This window comes from Microtetraspora sp. NBRC 13810 (genome assembly GCF_030268685.1).
In the GTDB taxonomy this organism is placed as follows: Bacteria; Actinomycetota; Actinomycetes; order Streptosporangiales; family Streptosporangiaceae; genus BSRQ01.
Genome location: NZ_BSRQ01000011.1, coordinates 108156 through 127332, shown reverse-complemented (window position 1 = coordinate 127332; position 19177 = coordinate 108156). Strand labels below are relative to the sequence as shown.

Sequence of the window (19177 nt, the reverse complement as noted above, 5' to 3'; positions counted from 1 at the left end):
CCGGAACCTCGGGTTCCGGACGGGGGCCTTCGGCCGGGTACGGGTGCGGGGTGGGTCACCATGGAGGGGTGGCCGGCTCCGTGAAGCGCCTGGTACGGGACCTGCGGCGGGTCGAACCCGCGAACCTGTCGGTCCTGCCCGCGCTGCGCTGTGCCGTGGGGGTGCTGATCCCGCTGCTCGTCGGCACGGCGGTGGGGCGGCCGGGCGAGGGCGTGACCGCCACCATCGGGGCGCTCATGGTGGGGTTCGCCTCCTACCAGGGCGTCTACGGCACCCGCTTCGCCGCGATGGCCGTCACCGCCGCGGGCGCGGCGATCTCGACCTTCGTCGGCGCCACCGCGGGAGCCTACGCCTGGCTGGTCGTCCCGCTGACCGGGGTGTGGGCGTTCGCCGCGGGCCTGATGGCCTCGATCGGCCCGGCCGCCACGGTGGTCGGGCTGCAGTGGACGATCGCGCTGGTCGCCTTCACGAACTATCCGATGTCACCGCTGAACGCCTTGGGCCAGGCGTCCCTGGTACTCGCCGGAGGGTTGCTCCAGATCGTCTTCGTCGTGGGCGTGTGGCCGCTGCGCACGAACCGGCCCGAGCGTGAGGCGCTGGCCGGCGTCTACCGGGTGCTGGCCGAATACGCCGAGGGGGTGCCCCGGGACGAGTCGCCGCTGCCCGACGCAGACACCTTCGACGGCGCCGTGTGGACCCTGATCGACACCAACCCGTGGGGCCGCGAGCGCAGCCGCCTGCGCCTCTACGCGCTGCTGGACGAGGCGGAGCGCATCCGGATCGAGCTCGTCGCCGTCGCCCCCACCCGCCGGGTCCTCGCCGCCGACGGGCAAGAGGAGCAGGTCGCCCGGATCGACGGCCTCCTCGCCGCCGCCGCGAGGACCTGCCGGTCGATCGCCGCGGCCCTCGTCTCCCCGCAGCCGCGCCGGTGGGCCGCCGTCGCGGCCCCGGCGGTGCTGGAGACGGCGGGCGGGCCGCCGGAGGGAGAGCTGCCGCCGGACGCGGCGGACCGCGTCGGGATCCTGCGCGGGCACCTGCGGGAGGCGGCCCGGCTGGCGGCCGGCCCGGAGAAGGGCGGTGCCGGGGACCGGCCGGGGGAGTCCGGCGGCAGGTACGCGCAGCGGCCGGTGCTCCCCGTGCACGACACGCTGCTGACCCTGCGGGCCAACCTGAACGTGCGTTCGGAGATGTTCCGGCACGCGGTCCGTCTCGCCGTCGTCCTCGTGGTCGCGTCCCTCCTCTACCGGGTGCTGCCGATCGAACGCGGCTACTGGGTGGGGCTCACCGCGCTGCTGGTGCTGAGGACCGACTACGGCACCACGATGGTCCGCGGGATCGCGCGCATCCTCGGCACCGCCGTCGGCGTCGTCCTGGCCACGCTGATCGCCGCCGAACTCCGCCCCGGCCCGTACGCGCTCGTCGTGCTCGTCGCGGTGTTCGCCTTCGCGGCCCTGGTGGTCTTCCGGGCGAACTACACGCTCTTCGCCGTCTTCGTCACCGGGTACATCGTCTTCCTGCTCGCGGTCAACGGGCTGCCGAGCGGCGACACCAGTGTCGAACGGCTCATCGACACCGCGATCGGCGGCGTCCTCGCGCTGATCGCGTACGCGGTGTGGCCCACATGGGAGGGCGCCAGCACGGCGGGCAAACTCGCCGCGCTGCTCGACGCCCAGGCCCGGTACGGCCGCGCCGTGCTGAGCGCCTACGCCGAGCCGTGCCCGCGTGACGCCGACGCGCTGCACTCGGCCCTGGTGCGGGCCCGGCTGGCGAGGTCCAACGCCCAGGCGTCGGTGGAGCGGATGCTGGGCGAGCCGGGAAAGGGCAGGTACCAGCCCGAGCGGGCCATCGGCTTCGTCGGCGCCACCCGCAGGTACGCGCAGGCCGTGCTCACCCTGCACGCCCACGTCCTCCAGTGCGACGACCTGCCCCTGCCCGAGGTGTGCCCCTTCGCCGAACGGCTGGAGAAGGTGCTGGGCGGTCTGGCCGGAGCGTTGCGCGCAGGGCGGGCGGGGGCGGTCGTCCCGGCGCTGGGCGACGCGCACGCCACGCTCAGACAGGCGCTCGGCGACGCGACGGTGACCCGCCGGGCGATCGTCTACGAGACCGGCCAGATGGCCGAGGCGGTGCGGACGATGAGACGCCTGCTCGCGACGCGCGACCCCTGAGCCCGCGGCCGGGGGAGACGGCGAACGGCCCCGTGACCGGTTGTCACGGGGCCGCCCGGGGTCAGCCGGGCCTCAGGCGCGAGCAGGGCCCGGTCGCCGGGTCACGCCAGGCGCCACTCCTGGTTGGGCTGGCCGTTGATGCAGGTCCACTGGTGCACGGGGGCTCCCTGGGCCGTGCTGACGCCCGCCACGTCGAGGCATTTGCCGCTGTGCCGGGCGACCAGTGAGAAGTATCCGTTGTCCTTCTGGGCGAGGCGCCACTCCTGGTTGCGCTGGTTGTTGAGACAGGTCCACTGGTGGACGGGCGCCCCGTCGGCGGTGCTGACGCCGGACACGTCGAGGCACTTGCCGCTGTGCGAGGCGCGCAGGGTGTAGTAACCGTTGCTGGTCGCGACGAACGTCCACTCCTGGTTGGGCTGGCCGTTGATGCACGACCACTGGTGGAGGATGGCGCCGTCGGCGGTGCTGACGCCGGACACGTCGAGACATCTGCCGCTGTGCCGGGCCACCAGGGTCGCGGTGAACCTGGCGCCGAGCCGCTCCGGCGCGTCTGCGGTCACCGCGCCCGCCGCCGGCGCCGCGGCGAACGGGATGGCGAGCAGTGCGGCGGTGACGGCCATGGCCTGACCGGCGTGAACGAGTTTCATCGAACCTCCTGAGGGTGCTCTTGGAAGCCTCTGGGTCTTTGGTAACACAGCCGATTACTCAACGCATCTTATTTTTATCTCTCCGTGACCAACAGCAGGTCACGGGCGGTCTCGCGCGCCGGTCCGGCTTTATCGCCCGGTCGGTCCGATAATGTGCCGGAATATAAGTTGTTTCTGCCGTATATCGGGAGACGTACTCCGAAGGTCAAACGGAATTCCCTTTTCGGGTCGTTGCCCGGCAGTCGCGGAAGCCTTCGTCGTCATGGTGACAAAGAATGCGCAATCGGCCGCACCGGGAAAACGCCGGGAGCGGGACAGGGCCTCCGGCGGTGGGCAGAAAATCTTCGTCCCGAATCGAAGGAACGGCGAAGGAGAGAGATGGTTCGCCATATTGCCGGCCCGGCCGTGAAGATGGCCGCGGTCGCGATCGTCGCATCGGGCGCGGCCCTGTGCACGGTGCCGGGCGCGTCGGCGTCGTCGCAGGTGAGGGGCGATCGGGTGGCCCTCGGATGGAACGACCCCAATCCCTCCGTCGTCAAACGCGGCGTCTCCGCCTCGGCGGCCTCGCGCGGTCACCGCAACCAGAACTATTCGTCGGTGAACAGCGCCACCGTGCAGCGCGGGCTGCATCTGAAATACCAGACCCTGATGCAGAAGAGCAGCATCCAGGAGGGTGACTGCCGACGCGGAGATTCCTGCCACATCGCCCAGCAGCCGCGCCATTGAGGCGTTCTCTCTAAAAACGGTGAGGGTTGCGGCGGAGCCGGGCGGGCGCCGCCGCCTCCGCGAGCCGGGGTAGCCGGGACGTCAGGGGGCCAGGCCGGGGGCCGGATCGGTCTCCGCCGGGGGAGCGGAGGGGCGGCAGCCCTGGTCGCAGCCGCCGAAGCGGGCCGAGTCGATCGGGGTGAACGGCGTCGCCTCGACGTTCCTCAGCGCCGCGAGCATCGTGTCCCGCCAGATCGGGCCGGGGATGCTCGCGCCGAGGACGGAGCCGTAGTACCGGCCGCCGATGGTGACGCCGGTCAGCTTGTGGGCCTGCGAGCCGCGCGGGTCGCCGATGCTGACCGCGCCCGCGAGATCCGGGGTGAACCCGGCGAACCAGGCGGCGGCGTAGTCGTCGGTGGTGCCGGTCTTGCCGGCGGCGTCGCGGCCGATCCCGCCGACGGCCTTCATCGTGCCCTCGGTGAACACACCGGACAGCACGTCGGCCGCCGCGTCGGCGACCTGCGGATCGAGCGCCTGCCGGCAGGCGGGCCGGTAGCGGGTGGCCCTGCCGTTCCCGTCGGTGATCCGGGTGATCGCCGTCGGCGCGCAGAACCTGCCGCGGGCGGCGATGCCGGCGTACGCGGCGGCCACGGTCACCGGGTCCATCTCGTTGATGCCGAGCGTGAACGTCTCGAACTCCTGGAGCCTGCGCCCGTCGGAGCGGTGGATGCCCAGCGACCGGGCGGTCCGCACCGTGTCGCAGAGCCCGACGCGCTCCTCCAGCTCCATGAAGAACGTGTTCACCGACTGCCAGGTGCCGGTCTTCAGGGTCTTCCAGCCGGGGGAGCCCTCGTCGTTGGTGACCACGTGGCTCGGATCGCCGACGTTCTCGCCGGCGCAGTTCTGGAACGCCGAGTAGGCGGGGGCGCGATAACCGGCGCCCGCCTTGATGCCGTCGTCCACCTTCATTCCCTTGTTCAGGGCGCTGAGCAGGGTGAACGTCTTGAACGTCGAGCCGGCCTGGAAGCCCACACCGCCGCCGTGCGCGGCGTCCGCGACGACGTTGTAGGAGATCTCGTTACGTGCCGCGTCCCCGCCGTACGGCCGGCTGGCCGCCATGGCCCTGATCGCCCCCGTGCCCGGCTCGACCAGCGCCTGCGCCGCGACCGGGTCGTCCGAAGGGCGGACCCACTTCCGGATCGCGTCGTCCGCCGCCGCCTGCGCCGCCGGGTCGAGCGTGGTCCTGATCGTCAGGCCGCCGCGGTCGAGCCGCTCCTCGCGGTACCGCGCCGTCTTGCCGAACCGGGGATCGGCCAGGATCTCGCTGCGCATATAGACGCAGAAGTACGGATATTCGCTGGCCTCGCAGCCACCGGGCAACCGGGTGCCCCGGTACCCGAGCTTCGTGGCCTTCGCCTCGGCCGCCTCGCCCGGGGTGATCGCGCCCAGCTCGGCCATCCGGTCCAGTACGACGTCCCGCCGCTCGCGCAGCCGCGTCCGCTGCTCCTCGCCCAGGTGGGGATCGGTGGCGTTCGGATCCTGTACGGCTCCCGCCAGGGTCGCGGCCTGCGGCAGGGTGAGCTCGCTCGCCTCGACGCCGAAGAACCGCTCGGCCGCGGCCTGCACGCCGTAGGCACCGGCGCCGAAGTACACGATGTTGAGATATTTCTCCAGGATTTCGTCCTTGGTGTACTTCTTCTCGACCGCCAGCGCGTAGCGCAGTTCGTCCAGCTTGCGGGTGTAGCTGGCCTCCACCGCCTTGTTCTTCTCGCGGTCGGTGCCGGCGGAGTTGAGCAGCACCTGCTTGACGTACTGCTGGGTGATGCTGGAGCCGCCCTGGCTCACCTGGCCGGACTGCAGGTTCCTGGCGAAGGCGCGGAGCGTGCCTTCGAGGTCGATCGGGCCGTGCTGGTAGAACCGGTAGTCCTCGATCGAGACGATCGCGGTCCGCATGACCTCGGCCATCTCGTCCAGCTTGACCGCTTCCCGGTACTCCTCGTAGAACCGCGCGATCTCGTGCCCCTTGGCGTCCTGCACGATCGTCACCTCGGCGGGCGGCGGTTCGACGAGGTCCTTGGGGGCGAGGTTCACCCGTTCCGTCGCCGCCATGAGGCCGAACCCGGCGCCGCCCACGGTCGGCAGCGCGACTCCCGCGACGAGCACACCCGCCGCCGCCCCCGCGACGACAAGGCGGGCGAATTTCGACCCGGCCCCCGACCGATGCATGCCATGTCCTAGCTCTCGTCCAGCAGAGAGCAGGAGCAAAACAGAACAGGGCGCCATATGTCTAATATCGATATTGAGAATCGATCGATAGCCGAATACATATAGCAGCAGGTCACCGCCCTGCGCCCGCCGCCCTCTCTCTGACGTGAGGCGAGCACTCGCCGTCAAGGTCGGGTTGACGCTGTATCCCGTATTGTGTATACGCTGAATGGGCTCGAATGCAGCCAAGGGAGACAGCCCATGAGGCGCAAGGGTCGATTACTTTCCTCAGCCGTCGTCTTCGCCGTCCTTCTCACAGCAGGGCCGGGCACCGGGCTCGCCCAACGCCAGGCGGCCTCCGCCACCCCGTTCGGCAAGCCGGCGGCGGACGTGCCCAACCCGGGGGTGAACAACCGGGCGGTCAGAGCGGCCCGGCCGGTCGGGTACCAGGACCAGACCCGCTCGGAGGTGCTGGCCCGCAACGGCATCGCCGCCACGAGCAACCCGCTGGCCACCGCGGCGGCCGAACGCGTCCTGCTGAAAGGCGGGAACGCGATCGACGCCGCCGTCGCCGCCTCCGCCACCCTGGGCGTCGTCGAACCCATGAGCACCGGCATGGGCGGTGACCTGTTCGCGATCGTCTGGTCGGCGAAGGACAGGAAGCTCTACTCCTTGGCGTCCAGCGGATGGGCGCCCCGGGCGTGGACGGCGGACTACTTCACCGACACCCTCGGCCTGGACGAGGTGCCCGGCAGCGGGATCAACTCCGCGGTCGTCCCCGGCACCGTCTCCGGCTGGGACGCGCTCCTCAAGCGCTTCGGCAGCATGGGCTTCAAGGACGTGCTGGAACCGGCCGCGTCCTACGCCGAGCAGGGCTTCCCCCTGCACGAGCGGATGCACGGCCAGTGGAGATCCGCCGCCAACGCGCTCAGCAGGGACGCCGACTCGGCGAGGACCTGGCTGCCCGGCGGGAAGGCCCCCGACCTGTACAGCGTCTTCCGCAACCCGGAGATGGCGCACACCCTGCGCCTGATCCAGAAGAAGGGCCGGGACGCGTTCTACAAGGGCGAGATCGCCCGGGCCATCGTCGCGAAGTCGGAGGCCGCCGGCGGCGTGATGGCGCTGGACGACCTGGCGAAATACCAGTCGGAGTGGGTGACGCCGCTGTCGGCGGAGTACCACGGCTACGAGGTGCACCAGCTCCCGCCGCCCGGCCAGGGGTTCGCCGCCCTGGAGATGCTGAACGTCCTCGACGTGTGCGCCCCGGTGCTCGGCCTCGACCTCGCCCAGCTGGGGCCGCGCGACCCGCGGTACTGGCACCTGCTCATCGAGGCGAAGAAGCTCGCCTACTCCGACCTGCACCGCCACAACGCGGACCCGAAGTTCGCCGCGCCGCCGCTGGACCGGCTGCTGTCCAAGGAGTACGCGGCGACGCTGTGCGACCGGATCGACCCGGACCGGGCGACCCCGGTCGAGGTCGAGGGGAGCGACATGGGCAGCACGGTCTACTTCGCCACGGCGGACCGCTGGGGGAACATGGTCTCCCTGGTGAACAGCAACTACTCCGACTTCGGCTCCAAGGTCACGATCCCCGGCCACGGGTTCGTGCTGGCCAACCGGGGAGCGGGTTTCACGCTTGAGGAGAACCATCCCAACGTGGTCGAACCGCGCAAGCGGCCCTTCATCACCATCATCGCCAGCTTCATCACCAAGGACCGGCAGCCGGTGATGGCGTTCGGCAACATGGGCGGCGGCACCCAGCCGCAGGCGCACGCCCAGCACATCATCAACATGATCGACCTGGGGATGAACGTCCAGGCCACCACCGACGTCGCCCGGTTCGACCACAGCCAGGACGACGACGTCACCGACCTGGACACCTACCTGTTCGACCTGGTCGGGCCGAAGCTCCAAGAGATGGGACACCAGGTCGACCGGGCGAGAGGGCACGCGGGCGGCTACCAGGGCATCCTGTTCGAACCGGACCCGCGCCTGCCCAGGCCGATCCTGCCCACCGGCGACGGCCCGCGCACCGGCGAGGCGTACGAGCGGCCCGTGAACGGCGTCTACCGGGCCGGGTCCGACCCGCGCAAGGACGGGCACGCCGGAGGCTGGTAGACCGGGACCCCACGATCCACGACGGTTTGATCAACAACATCCAGGTCCCGGAGGGCGTGCTCGCCTCCGAGGCCGAACGGCCGCACGCCGACATCCACCGCCTCAAGCCCGGCGAGAGCGTCGGGCCTCCCGTCCCGTCGTAGGCGCGGACCACCTGCCGCTCTCCGGCCCCCGGTTCGCCGGAGAGCGGCCCGCGCGTATCGTCCTTCCGGAGGCTCCGCCGTGGTTGCCGTCCTGGTGGAATTCCGGCCAGGGTGTGGTGGTTCACGTCTACTGCTCACGCCGGAGAGAAAGAGGCGAAGGATGTCAGCACTGGAGTTCGCGGTCGACACGTTCGGCGACGTCACCCTCGGCGCCGGCGGTGAGCGGCTGCCGTACGCGCAGGTGATCCGCAACGTCGTCGAGGAGGCCGTGCTCGCCGACCGGGTGGGGATCGACGCGATCGGCATCGGGGAGCACCATCGGGACGACTTCGCCGTGTCGGCGCCGGAGATCGTGCTGGCGACGATCGCCGGCCGTACCGAGCGGATCCGGCTCGGCACCGCGGTGACCGTGCTCAGCTCGGACGACCCGGTGCGGGTGTTCGAGCGGTTCGCCACGCTGGACGCGGTGTCCGGGGGCCGGGCCGAGATCATCCTCGGCCGGGGGTCGTTCACCGAGTCGTTCCCGCTGTTCGGCTACGACCTCGCCCAGTACGAGGAGCTGTTCGAGGAGAAGCTCGACCTGTTCTCCCATCTGCTGGAGGAGGGGCCGGTCACCTGGCAGGGACGGCTGCGTCCCGGGCTGACGGACCAGCACGTCTACCCGAAGACGGAGTCCGGCCGGCTGCGCACGTGGATCGGCGTCGGCGGCAGCCCCGAGTCCGTGGTGCGCGCGGCGCGGTACCGGATGCCGCTCATGCTCGCGATCATCGGCGGTCAGCCGGAGCGCTTCGCGCCGTACGCCGACCTGTACCGGCGCGCCCTCACCCAGCTCCAGGTTCCTCCGCTGCCGATCGGCGTGCACTCGCCCGGCCACATCGCGGAGACCGACGAGCAGGCGCGCGAAGAGCTGTGGCCGCACTACCGGGACATGCACGATCGGATCGGCCGCGAGCGCGGCTGGGGTCCGACGACCCGGGCCCGGTTCGAGGCCGAGGCCGACGAGGGCGCGCTCTACGCCGGGTCGCCCGAGACGGTGGCCGCGAAGATCGCGAAGACCGTGCGCGCGCTCGGCGCCGACCGCTTCGAGCTCAAGTACAGCTCCGGCACGCTCGCGCACGACAAGATGCTGACCACGATCCGCCTCTATGGCGAGGAGGTCGTGCCACGGGTGCGGGAGCTGCTGGCCCCGGCCGTCGCGCCGACCGCGTGACGCGCCGGCTCAGAAGGTCACCCCGATGGTGGTGAAGAACCACAGTGACGAGGTGAGCCACAGGCCGACGAGCGACGTGAAGACGAGCCCGCCGAGGACCGGGAGCGACCAGCCGGGCAGGCCGCGCTTCGGCAGGGCGAGCATCTTCGCGGTGAAGACGCCGTAGAAGAAGCAGCCCAGCAGCGAGTGGACCAGCACCCGCGCGTCGTCGTACCGCAGGCCCAGGGCGTAGAGGCAGTGGAAGGCGACCGGGATCGTCAGCACGAAGGCGGCCCGGCCCGACCACCGGTGCAGCGGGCCGAGCCACGGCGGCGCGGCGACCGGCAGCCTGCCGTACATGACCAGGGCGGAGCCGAGCTGCACGAACGCCAGCAGGAGGACGCCGGTGGTCAGCCACGCCTTCATGGGGAGCGCGCCGGAGAAACCGGCCAGGCCGACGGCGTACCCGGCCGGCGGGTGCGCCCGGCCGTAGACGCCGAGGGCCAGCGCCACCAGGCCGCCGGCCAGCAGCGGGACGAGCAGGGGGGCGAGGCCGCGCTTCGGCGGACGCAACTGCATGGTGGCGGTCACGACAGCTCCCCGATGAACTCGTCCACGTCCTTGGCGGCCACCCGGGTGCCGTCGATCGTCGGGTCGGTGCCGGGCCGCAGCACCGGGGTGGGGACCTGGGTGTCGCCGGAGGCCGCGAAGCCGACCTGGTCGCCGTTGGGCAGCACGATCCAGCCCGCCCTGATCCGGGCGCCCCTGACCACCGTGCTCGCCCGGTAGAGGCCCGAGGGCTTCTTGACCGAGGGGGCCGAGAAGTCGTACCGCTTCCCGCCCAGGGACAGTCTGCCCTTCGCGCCGCCGTCGCCGAGGGTCGTGGTGACCTTCGCGCCGCCGAACCCGCGCAGGGTGGCCTGCCCGCCCTGCGCCTTGCCGGTGAACCACGCCTCGGTCCTGCCGTCGCAGAAGTAGCCGACCACCTTGCCGTCGCGGACCGACACCGCCATGAGGCCGCCCGCCTTGACCCTGCCCGCGTAGTCGGCGCGCTTCGGCGCGGGGTCGGCGGTCTTCGACGGCTTGGCCGTCACCAGCGGGATCGCCACCGAGGTGGTCGCCGAGCTGGTCGCCGTCGCGCCGCCGCTCCCGGCCGCGGTGTTCGCGGCGCCGGTGTTCGCGGTGGGGGACGCGGCGGTGCCGACGCTCACCGCGCCGAGCGCCACCGCGAGGATCCCCCCTGCCGCCAAGGTGATGAACGGTCCGACCCTCGCCATGATGTTCCTCCCGCAGGTTGGCATGTGTGCTGGATACGAGGGTGCGGCCGATCGGCCCATGGGGTCTGCGTACTAATGCGCACTCGGCGCCGTGGAAAGGCCGCCGGCGGTCAGGCGAGCGAGATCGCGTCGCCCTCCACCTTGATCCGCATCTCGGGAAGCGGTTCAGGGGCGGGGCCGCCCTGGACGGAGCCGTCCGAGATGCTGAACCTGCTCCCGTGGCACGGGCAGTTGATCAGGCCGTCGGCGACCTCGTCCACCGCGCACCCCTGATGGGTGCAGGTGATGCCGAACGCCTTGAACTGCCCGGCGGCGGGCTGGGTGACCACCACCTTCTCGGTCGTGAAGATCTTGCCGCCGCCCTCCGGGATGTCGGCCGTCTTCGCGAAACCGGCCGGGCCGCCGCCGTCCGCCGCCGCCTGCTCGGGCGCCGCGGGCCCGGCGTTCCCGCTCCCGTATCCGGCGCACGCCGCCAGGATGGTCACCAGTCCCGCGCTCCCCGCGCCCAGCACGACGGCCCGGCGGGTCGTGTCCGTGGACTCAGTCATCACGGCCTCCCCTGACCTGCGCCCCGCCACCGTTCACGTACATGCCTTCCGCCCTTCTCTCGGTCCACGGGCTCCGGCGGGCGCTGTTCCGAGCCTGCGCCGGAACCCGGCGACGAGCATCCCGGGGCGAGGGGGAGGCGACCACGTCCTTTTGCACAGATCGTCCGATGTCCCGGTGCACATCCCCCCCACGGGCGGGGTCCTTGCGGAGGTCAGGCCGCCCGAGCGGGACCGGACGCCGGGCACGCGCGGCGTCTCCGGCGTCTCCGGCGTCTCCGGCGGCGAGGTCAGGTGAGCAGGCCCGACGCCCTGAGGTCGTCGAAGATGAGCCGGTCCACCGGGGAGACCCTGTCCCGGTCGGCGTAGGAGAGCCAGCGCAGCTCCGCGATCTCGCTGCTCGGCGCGAGGGTGCCGTGGTAGTCGCCGGTGTAGCAGGTCATCCGGACGAGAACGCCGTCCGCGTGCCCGTGCGCCTGGGCCTCGTACGTGCCCAGGTGGGCGACGGAGGCGGGGAGGATCGCCACACTGAGCTCCTCCTCGATCTCCCTGGCCAGGGTCTCGGCGTCGCTCTCCCCGGCCTCCCGCTTGCCGCCGGGGATGTAGTAGGCGTCCTTGCCGCGCGAACGCGTGCTGAGAATCCTGCCGTCTTCCACCCGCACCCACGCCACCTTGTCGATGACCGCCGCCAACGCGCCGCCTCCACTCTGTTGACCCCGGCGCATCCTACCGAGCGGGCATCGGCACCGACCTCGGCCAAGAGGTCTCGAAGGTCTCGGAACGAAGCAGGCATCCCGGGAGCCGCGCCCGGCACGAGGAGGATGATCACGGTTCTGCTCGCGGGGGGGCTCCCGGCCAGAACCGGCCGGCCGCGCGCGATACCTTCGACCTGGTACGCGGCGTCCTCTCGATCCGCCTGCGCCGGGCGGGGCGACGGCCGCCACGCGACCACGGCCAGCGCCGCCGCGCAGCACGCCATCGTGGGCCAGGGCGCCTGCCCGCAGCCGCCTGCGCCCGGCAGCACCGCCACCAGCGCCAGGGCGGCGTGCGGGAATACGGCGTTCGTCTCGCCGCCGCGGTCGGCGAGGTTCCCGGGGATGGTGGGCCTCTGCGCTGAGTGCGGGGGTGAGAACCCGGCCGGGGACTTCGGGAGACAGCAGGGCAACGACCGACCTCACCAAGGAGGGCTGTTGACCGTTGAGACAGCCGAACTCGACGACGCCGAACTGATCAGGCGCTCCGCCGACGATCCGGAGCAGTTCGCGCTGCTGTTCGACCGGTATGCCCGGCAGATCCATCTTTACGCCGCGCGGCGGATCGGGACGCAGGCGGCCGACGACATCGTGGCCGAGACCTTCCTGGCCGCCTTCCGCCGGCGCGGCAGCTACGACCCGTCGTACCGGCTGGCCCGCCCGTGGTTGTACGGCATCGCCACCACGCTCGTCGCGCGGCACCGGCGGCAGGAGGAGCGGATGCTCCGGGCGCTGGCCCGTACCGGCGTGGACCCGCTGCCGGAGCCGGTGGCCGACGTCGTCGTGGACCGGGTCGCCGCGGGGGACAGGGAACGCGAGCTGGCGGGGGCGCTGGCGTCGCTGTCCCGCGGCGACCGCGACGTGCTGCTGCTGGTGGCGTGGGAGGAGCTCAGTTACGAGGAGGTCGCGCAGGCGCTCGGCATCCCGGTCGGGACCGTGCGGTCGCGGCTGCACCGGGCCAGAAGGAAGGCGCGAGCCGTACTAGGAGACGAGGAGCCGGAATGAAGGCGATCAAGGATTTCCGGCGGGACACCCCGCCGATGACGGCGGCGGCCGGGAACGCCGCCCGCGGGCGGCTGCTGGCGGCGGCGCTGGAGCCGGAGAGGCGGCGCGCGCCGCGGCTCGGGTGGCGGCTCGCGGTCGCGGCGGCGCTGGCCGTGACGGTGGGCACCGGGGTGGTGGTGGCCCGCGACCAGCCGCGCACGACCCCGGTGGCCAGCGTGTCGGAGCTGGGCGAACGCGCCGCGCGGGCCGCCTACGACGATCGCGGGCAGGTGCCGTCCGCCGGCCAGTGGCTGTACATCAGGGAGCTCCAGGCGCCGCAGTCCGCGGACGGGGGCTACGGCGTGGACGTCTCCAGGCGCGTTGTCTGGGAGCAGTGGACCAGCGTGGACGGCAAGCAGGTGGCGGCCCTGTACCCCGACGGCAGGCTCCTCGTCCAGGGCAACCACCCGGGGCTCGGCGCGGCGGACCTGGGCCGGGCGCCGGTCACCCCCGAGTCGGTTCTCGCGATGATCCGCCAGAAGCTGGAGGGCATGGAATGGGTCGTCGATGGTCCCCAGACGCCCCCCTCCGCGGAGGAACAGCTCTTCCAGGCCGTCTACCAGCTCATGGGCACCCAGGCGCTGCCGCCGGAGGTGCGGGCGGCGCTGTTCCGCGGCCTGGCCACCATTCCCGGCGTGCGTGTCGCCACGGAGGTCGCCGACGCGGACGGAAGGCGGGGGGTGGCGTTCAGCTACACCGGTGAGTCGGCCCGCTACGACCTCATCCTCGACCCCGTCGACTACCGCTTCCTCGGCACCTCCGGCGTGCAGACCAAGGGGTACACCGGAGTCGCGGACGTCAAGGGCGGCACGATCGCGGCCGGTACCCCCCTCACCCTGACGGCCAGGCTGGAGGCCAGGATCGTGGACGGTCCCGGGCAGCGCTGAACCGGCACCCGGGCCGGCGCCGCACGCGGCGAGGGCTACCGCAGGGAGCCCTCGCCGCGGAGGTAGCCGACGATCATCTCGCCGACCATGCGGCGCTGCCTGGCACGGTGCTCGGGGGCGGTCATGTCGCGGCCGAAGAGGGTGCCGAACGTGTGCTGGTTGGCGACCCGGAAGACGCAGAACGCGCTGATCATCATGTGCACGTCGATGGCGTCGGCCTCGGTGACGAAGTCGCCGCTCGCCGTCCCGGCGTCGAGGATGCGCTCGATGAGGTCGAGGACGGGGGTGCCCAGGTTGGCCAGCGCCTCCGACTTGCGGATGTGCTCGGCCTGGTGGATGTTCTCGATGGCGACGAGCTTGATGAACTCCCGGTGCGCGTCGTGGTGGTCGAAGGTGAGCTCCGCCAGCGTGCGGATGGCCTCGACCGGGGCGAGGTGCTCCACGTCCACCGTCCGCTCCGCCGCGCGGACCTCGGCGTACGCCTTCTCCAGGACGGCGATGTAGAGCTGTTCCTTGCTGCCGAAGTAGTAGTAGATCATGCGTTTGGTGGTGCGCATGAGAGCCGCGATCTCGTCGACCCGCGCCCCCGCGTAACCCTGCTTGGTGAACTCCTGCTCGGCGACCTTGAGGATCTCCGCCCTGGTGCGGTCGGCGTCGCGCCGACGCTCCCTGGTGGCGGGCTGCGGGGTCATTCCGCCATCTTATTGACTGCCCGCGTGTTGCACGGCGAGCCGGACCGGGGTGTTGACCGCCCCGTATCCCCGGTAACCGCCGATCCGCTGCACGACCTCGAAGAAGACCCGGCCCAGCGTGACGGTGTACAGGTGCAGGAACTCGCCGTGCCCGTCCCGGTCGTAGAGGACGCCCAGCTCCCGGAGCGCGGGATCGACGTCGTGGCGGGCTTCGAGGTCGTCGTAGTAGTTGCCGGGGATCGGCAGCAGCAGCTCCGGATGATCGGCGCGCAGCCTGCGCGCGATGGCGAGGACGTCGTCGCAGGCCAGCGCGACGTGCTGCCACGGCGGGTCCGCCGAGCCGACCTGCGCGACGTTGAGCACCATCCGCACCGCGCCGTGCTCGTCCCGCGCGGGCGCGGTGGCCATCGCCCGGCTGCGCAGCAGGCCGTACGGGTCGGGAAGCTCCACGCTCTCCTGCGGGCGCAGCCCGAGCACGCTGCGGTAGAAGAGGGCGGCCTCGTCGAAGTGGTGCCAGGGCTGGGTGAGCGCCACATGGTCGATGTGGGTGATCTCGCCGGGGACCGTCGCGGCGGGGCCGAAGTCGCCGCGCCAGGCCGTGCCGCAGAAGAAGATCTCCGTGCCGTCCGGGGCGGCGACGGCGTCCAGCGGCGCCTCCCCCGGGGCGCGCTCGCGCGGCAGCACCGGCGCGAGCAGCGACTCCGCGTGCTCGACCGCGCGGGCGGGGTCCGGGCTGTCCAGCCCTATGGCGATCATCTCGGGGCCGGTCCCGGTGGCGTTGAGCAGCAACCGGGCCGCGCCCTGTTCCCACAGTTCGACCGGTTTGGTGGGGTGGGAGCCGCTGCGGGCGAAGCCGAGGGCGGCGAGCATCCCGCCGACGGGGGCGCCGCCGGCGAGCTCGGCGAACGCGAGGCCGGTGGGCACGGCGGGGTGCTCGGCGCCGCGAAGGGCCTGGTCCAGGCCGATGAGCGAGCGCATGCCGTCCCGCGCGGTACGGCCGGCGTCGGCCTGCCGGAAGTGGTCGTTGAACACCTCCAGCGACAGCGGGCCCGCGTACCCGGCGTTCAGCGCGTGCCGGACCAGCCCGGCGAGGTCGAAGCCGCCCTGGCCGGGGAAGCAGCGGTAGTGCCTGCTCCACCGGAGCACGTCCATGGCGAGCCGGGGCGCGTCGGCGAGCTGGAGGAAGAAGATCTTGTCGCCGGGGATGGCCTCGATGCCGATCGGGTCGTCGCCCCTGGACAGGATGTGGAAGCTGTCCAGGCAGGTGCCCAGGTTGGGGTGGTCGGCCAGCCGGACGATCCGCCACGCGTGCAGGTAGTCGTGCACGTGCCGGCCCCAGGCCAGCGCCTCGTAGGCGATCCGGATGCCGTGCCCGGCGGCCCGCTCGGCCAGCAGCCGGAGCTGCGCGGCGGCCAGTTCGTCGTCGTCGATCGCCGCGGGGGAGACGTTGGAGCAGACGAGCAGCGTGTCCGCGCCGAGCCGCTCCATCAGCCGGAACTTGTGCTCGGCCCGGCGCAGGTCGGGCGCCGGCATCGCCTCGAAGTCGCGCATCGGCTGGTAGAGGTCGATCGACAGCCCGAGGTCCGCGGCGCGCCGCCGTACGTCCTGCGGGGGCAGCGGGCAGGCCAGCAGGTCGTTCTCGAAGATCTCCACTCCGTCGAATCCGGCGGCGGCGATCGCGGCCAGTTTCTCCGTCAGGGTGCCGCTCACCGACACGGTGGCGATGGACGTGCGCACTGGGCTCCTCCTCAGTCGGTGACCAGCTCGGTCAGATGGGCGAGCATCCGCTCGGTGTCGGGCGTGCGGCCGGTGAAGAGCCGGAAGGCGTGCGCGGCCTGGAAGACGACCATGCCGCCGCCGTCCAGCGTCCGGCAGCCCAGCGCCCTGGCCCGCCGCAGCAGCTCGGTCTCCAGCGGGCGGTAGACGATGTCGGCCACCCACAGGCCGGGGTGCAGCGCCGCGGCGGGCAGCGGCAGCCCGGGGTGCCCGGCCATGCCGACGGGTGTGGCGTGTGCCAGGCCGTCCGCCTCGGCGAGCAGCCCGGCGAGCCCGTCCCGGGGCGCGGGACGGGCCCGGCCGGGGCCGAAGCGCCCGGTCAGCTCGGCGGCGAGCGCGGTCGCCCGCGCGGGGTCGGCGTCCACCACCGTGACCTGGCCGGCGCCCCCGGTGAGCAGCGCGTGCGCGACGGCCGCGCCCGCCCCGCCGGCGCCGAGCTGGACGACCCGGCGGGTGGGCGCGTCCGGCAGGCCGCGGACGAAGGACTCGGCGAACCCCGTCCAGTCGGTGTTGTGGCCGACCGCGCGCCCGCCGTCGAAGACCACAGTGTTGACCGCGCCCAGGGTACGGGCGTCCGCGGACAGCTCGTCCAGGTACGGGATCACGGCCTGCTTGCACGGGTGGGTGATGTTGAGCCCGTCGTAGCCGAAGCGGCGGGCCGTACGGATCAGGTCGCCCACGTCCAGGCCGAGGACGTCGGTGTCGAGCAGCCGGTAGACGTAACGCAGTCCGTGGTGGGCGGCCTCGCGTTCGTGCAGCGGCGGGCTGAGCGAGGGGCCGATGCCGGAGCCGATCAGCCCGGTCAGGAAGGAGGTCATCGGTCCTTCCCGGCGAGGCTGCGGCGGGCTGGTCCGGTGTCGTGGCCTCGGGGGGCGATGGCGGTGGGCGTCGCGCCGTCGTGGTGTGGTTCGCGCGTGCCGGGCAGGTCGGGGCGGGGTCCGTCGAGGACCTGGACGCTGGGCATCTCACTCCTAATGTACGGACTAGTGAGTTAGTTATAACGCACGAACGGGATTGGGTGAAGGTGTGTTGACAGGCCGCCGGGGCGGATGCACGATTGCGCCTACGTTAATTAACTACCTAGTTCGTAACATCGTGCGGTAGCCGGGGGACCGCCGAACACGAGCACCGGAGGAGCACTCGTGACCGACAGTTCGCCCGGCGTCCGGCACGGCACGCCACGCAAAGCGGCCGTCGCGGCCTGGATCGGCAGCGCTCTGGAGTACTACGACTTCTTCATCTACGGCAGCGCCGCCGCCCTGATCTTCTCCAGGGTCTTCTTCGACGACTCCGATCCGGCCACCGCCACGCTCCAGTCACTGGCCAGCTTCGGCGTCGCGTACGCCGCCCGGCCGGTGGGCGCCTTCGTCCTCGGTCACATCGGCGACCGGTTCGGCCGCAAGAAGATCATGGTCTTCACGCTGATCCTGATGGGCCTGTCGACCTTCTTGATCGGCTGCCTGCCCACCCGTGAGCAGATCGGCGGCCTGGCCCCCGTCCTGCTGGTCCTGCTGCGGATTCTGCAGGGGCTGTCGGCGGCGGGCGAGCAGGCCAGCGCCAACTCGATGACGCTGGAACACTCGCCCGCGGACCGCCGGGGCTATTTCACCAGCTTCACCCTCAACGGCACGCAGTTCGGGCAGATCCTGGCCACCTTCGTCTTCATCCCGGTGGCGGCGCTCCCCGAGGAGCAACTGCTGAGCTGGGGCTGGCGGGTGCCGTTCTGGCTCAGCGTGGCAGTCGCCGTGGCCGGATGGGTCATCCGCCGCAGGCTGGCGGAGACGCCGGTCTTCGAGCGGGAGGTCGCCCAGGGGACCGTGCCGAAGATGCCGCTGGCCGTACTCTTCCGCGACCACTGGCGCGGTGTGCTGCGCGTGGTCTGCGCGGCCCTCGTCGCCACCGTCAGCACGATCTTCACGGTGTGGGCGCTCAGCTACGCCACCAGTGACGAGATCGGGCTCGACCAGGCCACCATGCTGTGGGTCGGCATCGCGGCCAACGCCGTCGCCCTGGTCGCGATCCCGCTGTGGGCCACGCTCTCGGACCGGATCGGCCGCAAGCCGGTCTTCCTCGTCGGCGCCGTCGGCAGCCCCGTCATGATGTTCGCCTACCTGGCCGCGATCAACTCCGGAAGCTATCCGCTGATCTTCGTCACCGGGATCCTCACCCTCGGCGTCGTCTACAGCGCCGCCAACGGCATCTGGCCCGCCCTCTACGGTGAGATGTTCAGCGCCAGGGTCCGGCTGTCCGGCATGGCGATCGGCACCCAGATCGGCTTCGCGATCGCCGGTTTCGCGGTCGCCTCCGCCGCCGGGATCGTGTCACCGGACGGCTGGCTCGGCCTGCGGGGCTGGATCGGCGTCGGCGTCTTCACCGCGATCCTGTGCGGGATCAGCGCGATCGCCGTGGCCACCACCCGCGAGACCTACCGCGTCCCGACCGAGGAACTCGGACACGCCCCGGTCCGATAGTCCCGATGTCGCGTCCGGCTGGTGGGACGGGTTATCCACAGGGCGTCACGGGGGAACTCCGGAGTGTGTGACGATCACCGGGTGATGACAGCGATGCGAGTTCTGGTGGCCGCGGCCGGGTTGGTGCTGACGCTGGCCGGGCCGTCGGCGGCGGAGGGCGGCGACATGCTTGACGGGTTCGTGATCGGTCACGTCCCGCGTGACGCGGGCCCGAGCGTGTCCGACTTCGAGTACGAGCCGGAGGACGGCGTCCGGTTCACCTCAAGGGTCTGGGAGAGGAAGACCGCCGCCGGATACGCCGTCGATCTGACGGTCATCGTCGTGCGGGCCGGCCGGTTCGGCACGCTCGGCCACCTGCGCGACTTCATGTCCGCCTATCACGAGCGCGATCCGTCCTCGTGGACGGCGGTCCAGGTCGGGTCCCGGCCCGGCCTCAAGGCCGACGATCAGGTGTTCTGGCTGGTGAGGCCGGGGGTGGCGGTCTCCGTCGCGCTCGACACCGGCCGGTTCGGCGCCGGTGAGCTGCTCGCGGTGGCCGAGCGGGTCCGCGAGCGGTGAGCC

18 protein-coding genes are annotated in these 19177 nt (G+C 71.8%); 8 read left to right on the top strand and 10 right to left on the bottom strand.

Going from position 1 to position 19177, the window contains the following annotated elements; genetic code table 11:
* The first annotated feature begins 68 nt into the window (after nucleotides 1-68).
* Nucleotides 69-2165, top strand: coding sequence for an FUSC family protein (locus QSK26_RS22510; RefSeq protein ID WP_285777205.1), 2097 nt, complete (start codon nucleotides 69-71; stop codon nucleotides 2163-2165).
* 101 nt (nucleotides 2166-2266) lie between these two features.
* Here QSK26_RS22510 and QSK26_RS22505 read toward each other — a convergent pair whose 3' ends face one another.
* Nucleotides 2267-2812, bottom strand: coding sequence for an RICIN domain-containing protein (locus QSK26_RS22505; protein WP_285777204.1), 546 nt, complete (start codon nucleotides 2810-2812; stop codon nucleotides 2267-2269).
* Nucleotides 2813-3190: 378 nt separating this feature from the next.
* Here QSK26_RS22505 and QSK26_RS22500 point away from each other — a divergent pair, with 378 nt between their 5' ends.
* Nucleotides 3191-3538 (top strand): hypothetical protein, encoded by a 348-nt coding sequence (locus QSK26_RS22500; protein ID WP_285777203.1) that lies wholly within the window; start codon nucleotides 3191-3193, stop codon nucleotides 3536-3538.
* Between the two features lie 81 nt (nucleotides 3539-3619).
* Here the strand turns inward: QSK26_RS22500 and QSK26_RS22495 are convergent, their stop codons facing one another.
* Entirely contained in the window at nucleotides 3620-5743 is a 2124-nt protein-coding gene (locus QSK26_RS22495) for a transglycosylase domain-containing protein (protein WP_285777202.1), read from the bottom strand.
* A gap of 240 nt (nucleotides 5744-5983) precedes the next feature.
* On the opposite strand from QSK26_RS22495, the gene ggt reads away from it, so the two are divergent.
* Together ggt and QSK26_RS22485 are read left to right on the top strand one after the other, a co-directional pair.
* Nucleotides 5984-7840: a gamma-glutamyltransferase gene (gene ggt, locus QSK26_RS22490; RefSeq protein WP_285777201.1), complete on the top strand. Its 1857-nt coding sequence runs from the start codon at nucleotides 5984-5986 to the stop codon at nucleotides 7838-7840.
* A 303-nt stretch (nucleotides 7841-8143) separates the two neighbouring features.
* A complete protein-coding gene (locus tag QSK26_RS22485) occupies nucleotides 8144-9193 on the top strand; it encodes an LLM class flavin-dependent oxidoreductase (protein WP_285777200.1) in 1050 nt (349 codons plus the stop codon).
* 9 nt (nucleotides 9194-9202) lie between these two features.
* On the opposite strand, the gene QSK26_RS22480 is transcribed toward QSK26_RS22485, so the two are convergent.
* The 4 genes from QSK26_RS22480 to QSK26_RS22465 form a co-directional block, all read right to left on the bottom strand.
* Complete coding sequence (locus tag QSK26_RS22480) at nucleotides 9203-9763, bottom strand: DUF6529 family protein (protein WP_285777199.1); 561 nt, start codon at nucleotides 9761-9763, stop codon at nucleotides 9203-9205.
* Nucleotides 9760-10449 carry a hypothetical protein gene (locus tag QSK26_RS22475; protein WP_285777198.1) on the bottom strand — a complete coding sequence of 230 codons (690 nt, stop codon included), beginning with the start codon at nucleotides 10447-10449 and terminating at the stop codon, nucleotides 9760-9762. The genes QSK26_RS22480 and QSK26_RS22475 overlap by 4 nt, the downstream gene beginning before the upstream one ends.
* A gap of 110 nt (nucleotides 10450-10559) precedes the next feature.
* Nucleotides 10560-10997 (bottom strand): Rieske (2Fe-2S) protein, encoded by a 438-nt coding sequence (locus tag QSK26_RS22470; RefSeq protein ID WP_285777197.1) that lies wholly within the window; start codon nucleotides 10995-10997, stop codon nucleotides 10560-10562.
* Between the two features lie 287 nt (nucleotides 10998-11284).
* Nucleotides 11285-11686, bottom strand: coding sequence for an NUDIX hydrolase (locus QSK26_RS22465; protein ID WP_285777196.1), 402 nt, complete (start codon nucleotides 11684-11686; stop codon nucleotides 11285-11287).
* A gap of 498 nt (nucleotides 11687-12184) precedes the next feature.
* Between QSK26_RS22465 and QSK26_RS22460 the strand changes: the two genes are divergently transcribed.
* Both QSK26_RS22460 and QSK26_RS22455 read left to right on the top strand, forming a co-directional pair.
* Nucleotides 12185-12751 carry an RNA polymerase sigma factor gene (locus QSK26_RS22460; RefSeq protein ID WP_285777195.1) on the top strand — a complete coding sequence of 189 codons (567 nt, stop codon included), beginning with the start codon at nucleotides 12185-12187 and terminating at the stop codon, nucleotides 12749-12751.
* On the top strand, nucleotides 12748-13677 hold the full coding sequence (locus QSK26_RS22455; protein ID WP_285777194.1) for a CU044_5270 family protein: 930 nt from the start codon (nucleotides 12748-12750) through the stop codon (nucleotides 13675-13677). Before QSK26_RS22460 ends, QSK26_RS22455 begins: the two co-directional genes overlap by 4 nt.
* Before the next feature lie 35 nt (nucleotides 13678-13712).
* Here the strand turns inward: QSK26_RS22455 and QSK26_RS22450 are convergent, their stop codons facing one another.
* From QSK26_RS22450 to QSK26_RS22435, 4 genes are read right to left on the bottom strand one after another with little or no spacing between them, the layout of a single operon-like run.
* Nucleotides 13713-14369 (bottom strand): TetR/AcrR family transcriptional regulator, encoded by a 657-nt coding sequence (locus QSK26_RS22450; RefSeq protein ID WP_285777193.1) that lies wholly within the window; start codon nucleotides 14367-14369, stop codon nucleotides 13713-13715.
* Nucleotides 14370-14378: 9 nt separating this feature from the next.
* A complete protein-coding gene (locus QSK26_RS22445; protein WP_285777192.1) occupies nucleotides 14379-16106 on the bottom strand; it encodes a bifunctional sugar phosphate isomerase/epimerase/4-hydroxyphenylpyruvate dioxygenase family protein in 1728 nt (575 codons plus the stop codon).
* Between the two features lie 11 nt (nucleotides 16107-16117).
* A complete protein-coding gene (locus tag QSK26_RS22440; RefSeq protein WP_285777191.1) occupies nucleotides 16118-16963 on the bottom strand; it encodes a shikimate dehydrogenase in 846 nt (281 codons plus the stop codon).
* The gene (locus QSK26_RS22435) at nucleotides 16960-17109 is read right to left on the bottom strand and encodes a hypothetical protein (RefSeq protein WP_285777190.1); all 150 of its coding nucleotides are present in this window, start codon (nucleotides 17107-17109) and stop codon (nucleotides 16960-16962) included. The genes QSK26_RS22440 and QSK26_RS22435 overlap by 4 nt, the downstream gene beginning before the upstream one ends.
* Nucleotides 17110-17287: 178 nt before the next feature.
* On the opposite strand from QSK26_RS22435, the gene QSK26_RS22430 reads away from it, so the two are divergent.
* Complete coding sequence (locus QSK26_RS22430; protein ID WP_285777189.1) at nucleotides 17288-18616, top strand: MFS transporter; 1329 nt, start codon at nucleotides 17288-17290, stop codon at nucleotides 18614-18616.
* Nucleotides 18617-18700: 84 nt separating this feature from the next.
* Nucleotides 18701-19174: a hypothetical protein gene (locus QSK26_RS22425; RefSeq protein WP_285777188.1), complete on the top strand. Its 474-nt coding sequence runs from the start codon at nucleotides 18701-18703 to the stop codon at nucleotides 19172-19174.
* Nucleotides 19175-19177 lie beyond the last annotated feature (3 nt).

Coding starts and splice junctions, on each gene's coding strand:
- QSK26_RS22495 (WP_285777202.1), bottom strand. CDS start 5,743: ATGCATCGGTCGGGGGCCGGGTCGAAATTCGCCCGCCTTGTCGTCGCG.
- QSK26_RS22435 (WP_285777190.1), bottom strand. CDS start 17,109: ATGCCCAGCGTCCAGGTCCTCGACGGACCCCGCCCCGACCTGCCCGGC.
- QSK26_RS22485 (WP_285777200.1), top strand. CDS start 8,144: ATGTCAGCACTGGAGTTCGCGGTCGACACGTTCGGCGACGTCACCCTC.
- QSK26_RS22455 (WP_285777194.1), top strand. CDS start 12,748: ATGAAGGCGATCAAGGATTTCCGGCGGGACACCCCGCCGATGACGGCG.
- ggt (WP_285777201.1), top strand. CDS start 5,984: ATGAGGCGCAAGGGTCGATTACTTTCCTCAGCCGTCGTCTTCGCCGTC.
- QSK26_RS22425 (WP_285777188.1), top strand. CDS start 18,701: ATGACAGCGATGCGAGTTCTGGTGGCCGCGGCCGGGTTGGTGCTGACG.
- QSK26_RS22440 (WP_285777191.1), bottom strand. CDS start 16,963: ATGACCTCCTTCCTGACCGGGCTGATCGGCTCCGGCATCGGCCCCTCG.
- QSK26_RS22500 (WP_285777203.1), top strand. CDS start 3,191: ATGGTTCGCCATATTGCCGGCCCGGCCGTGAAGATGGCCGCGGTCGCG.
- QSK26_RS22450 (WP_285777193.1), bottom strand. CDS start 14,369: ATGACCCCGCAGCCCGCCACCAGGGAGCGTCGGCGCGACGCCGACCGC.
- QSK26_RS22505 (WP_285777204.1), bottom strand. CDS start 2,812: ATGAAACTCGTTCACGCCGGTCAGGCCATGGCCGTCACCGCCGCACTG.
- QSK26_RS22470 (WP_285777197.1), bottom strand. CDS start 10,997: ATGACTGAGTCCACGGACACGACCCGCCGGGCCGTCGTGCTGGGCGCG.
- QSK26_RS22475 (WP_285777198.1), bottom strand. CDS start 10,449: ATGGCGAGGGTCGGACCGTTCATCACCTTGGCGGCAGGGGGGATCCTC.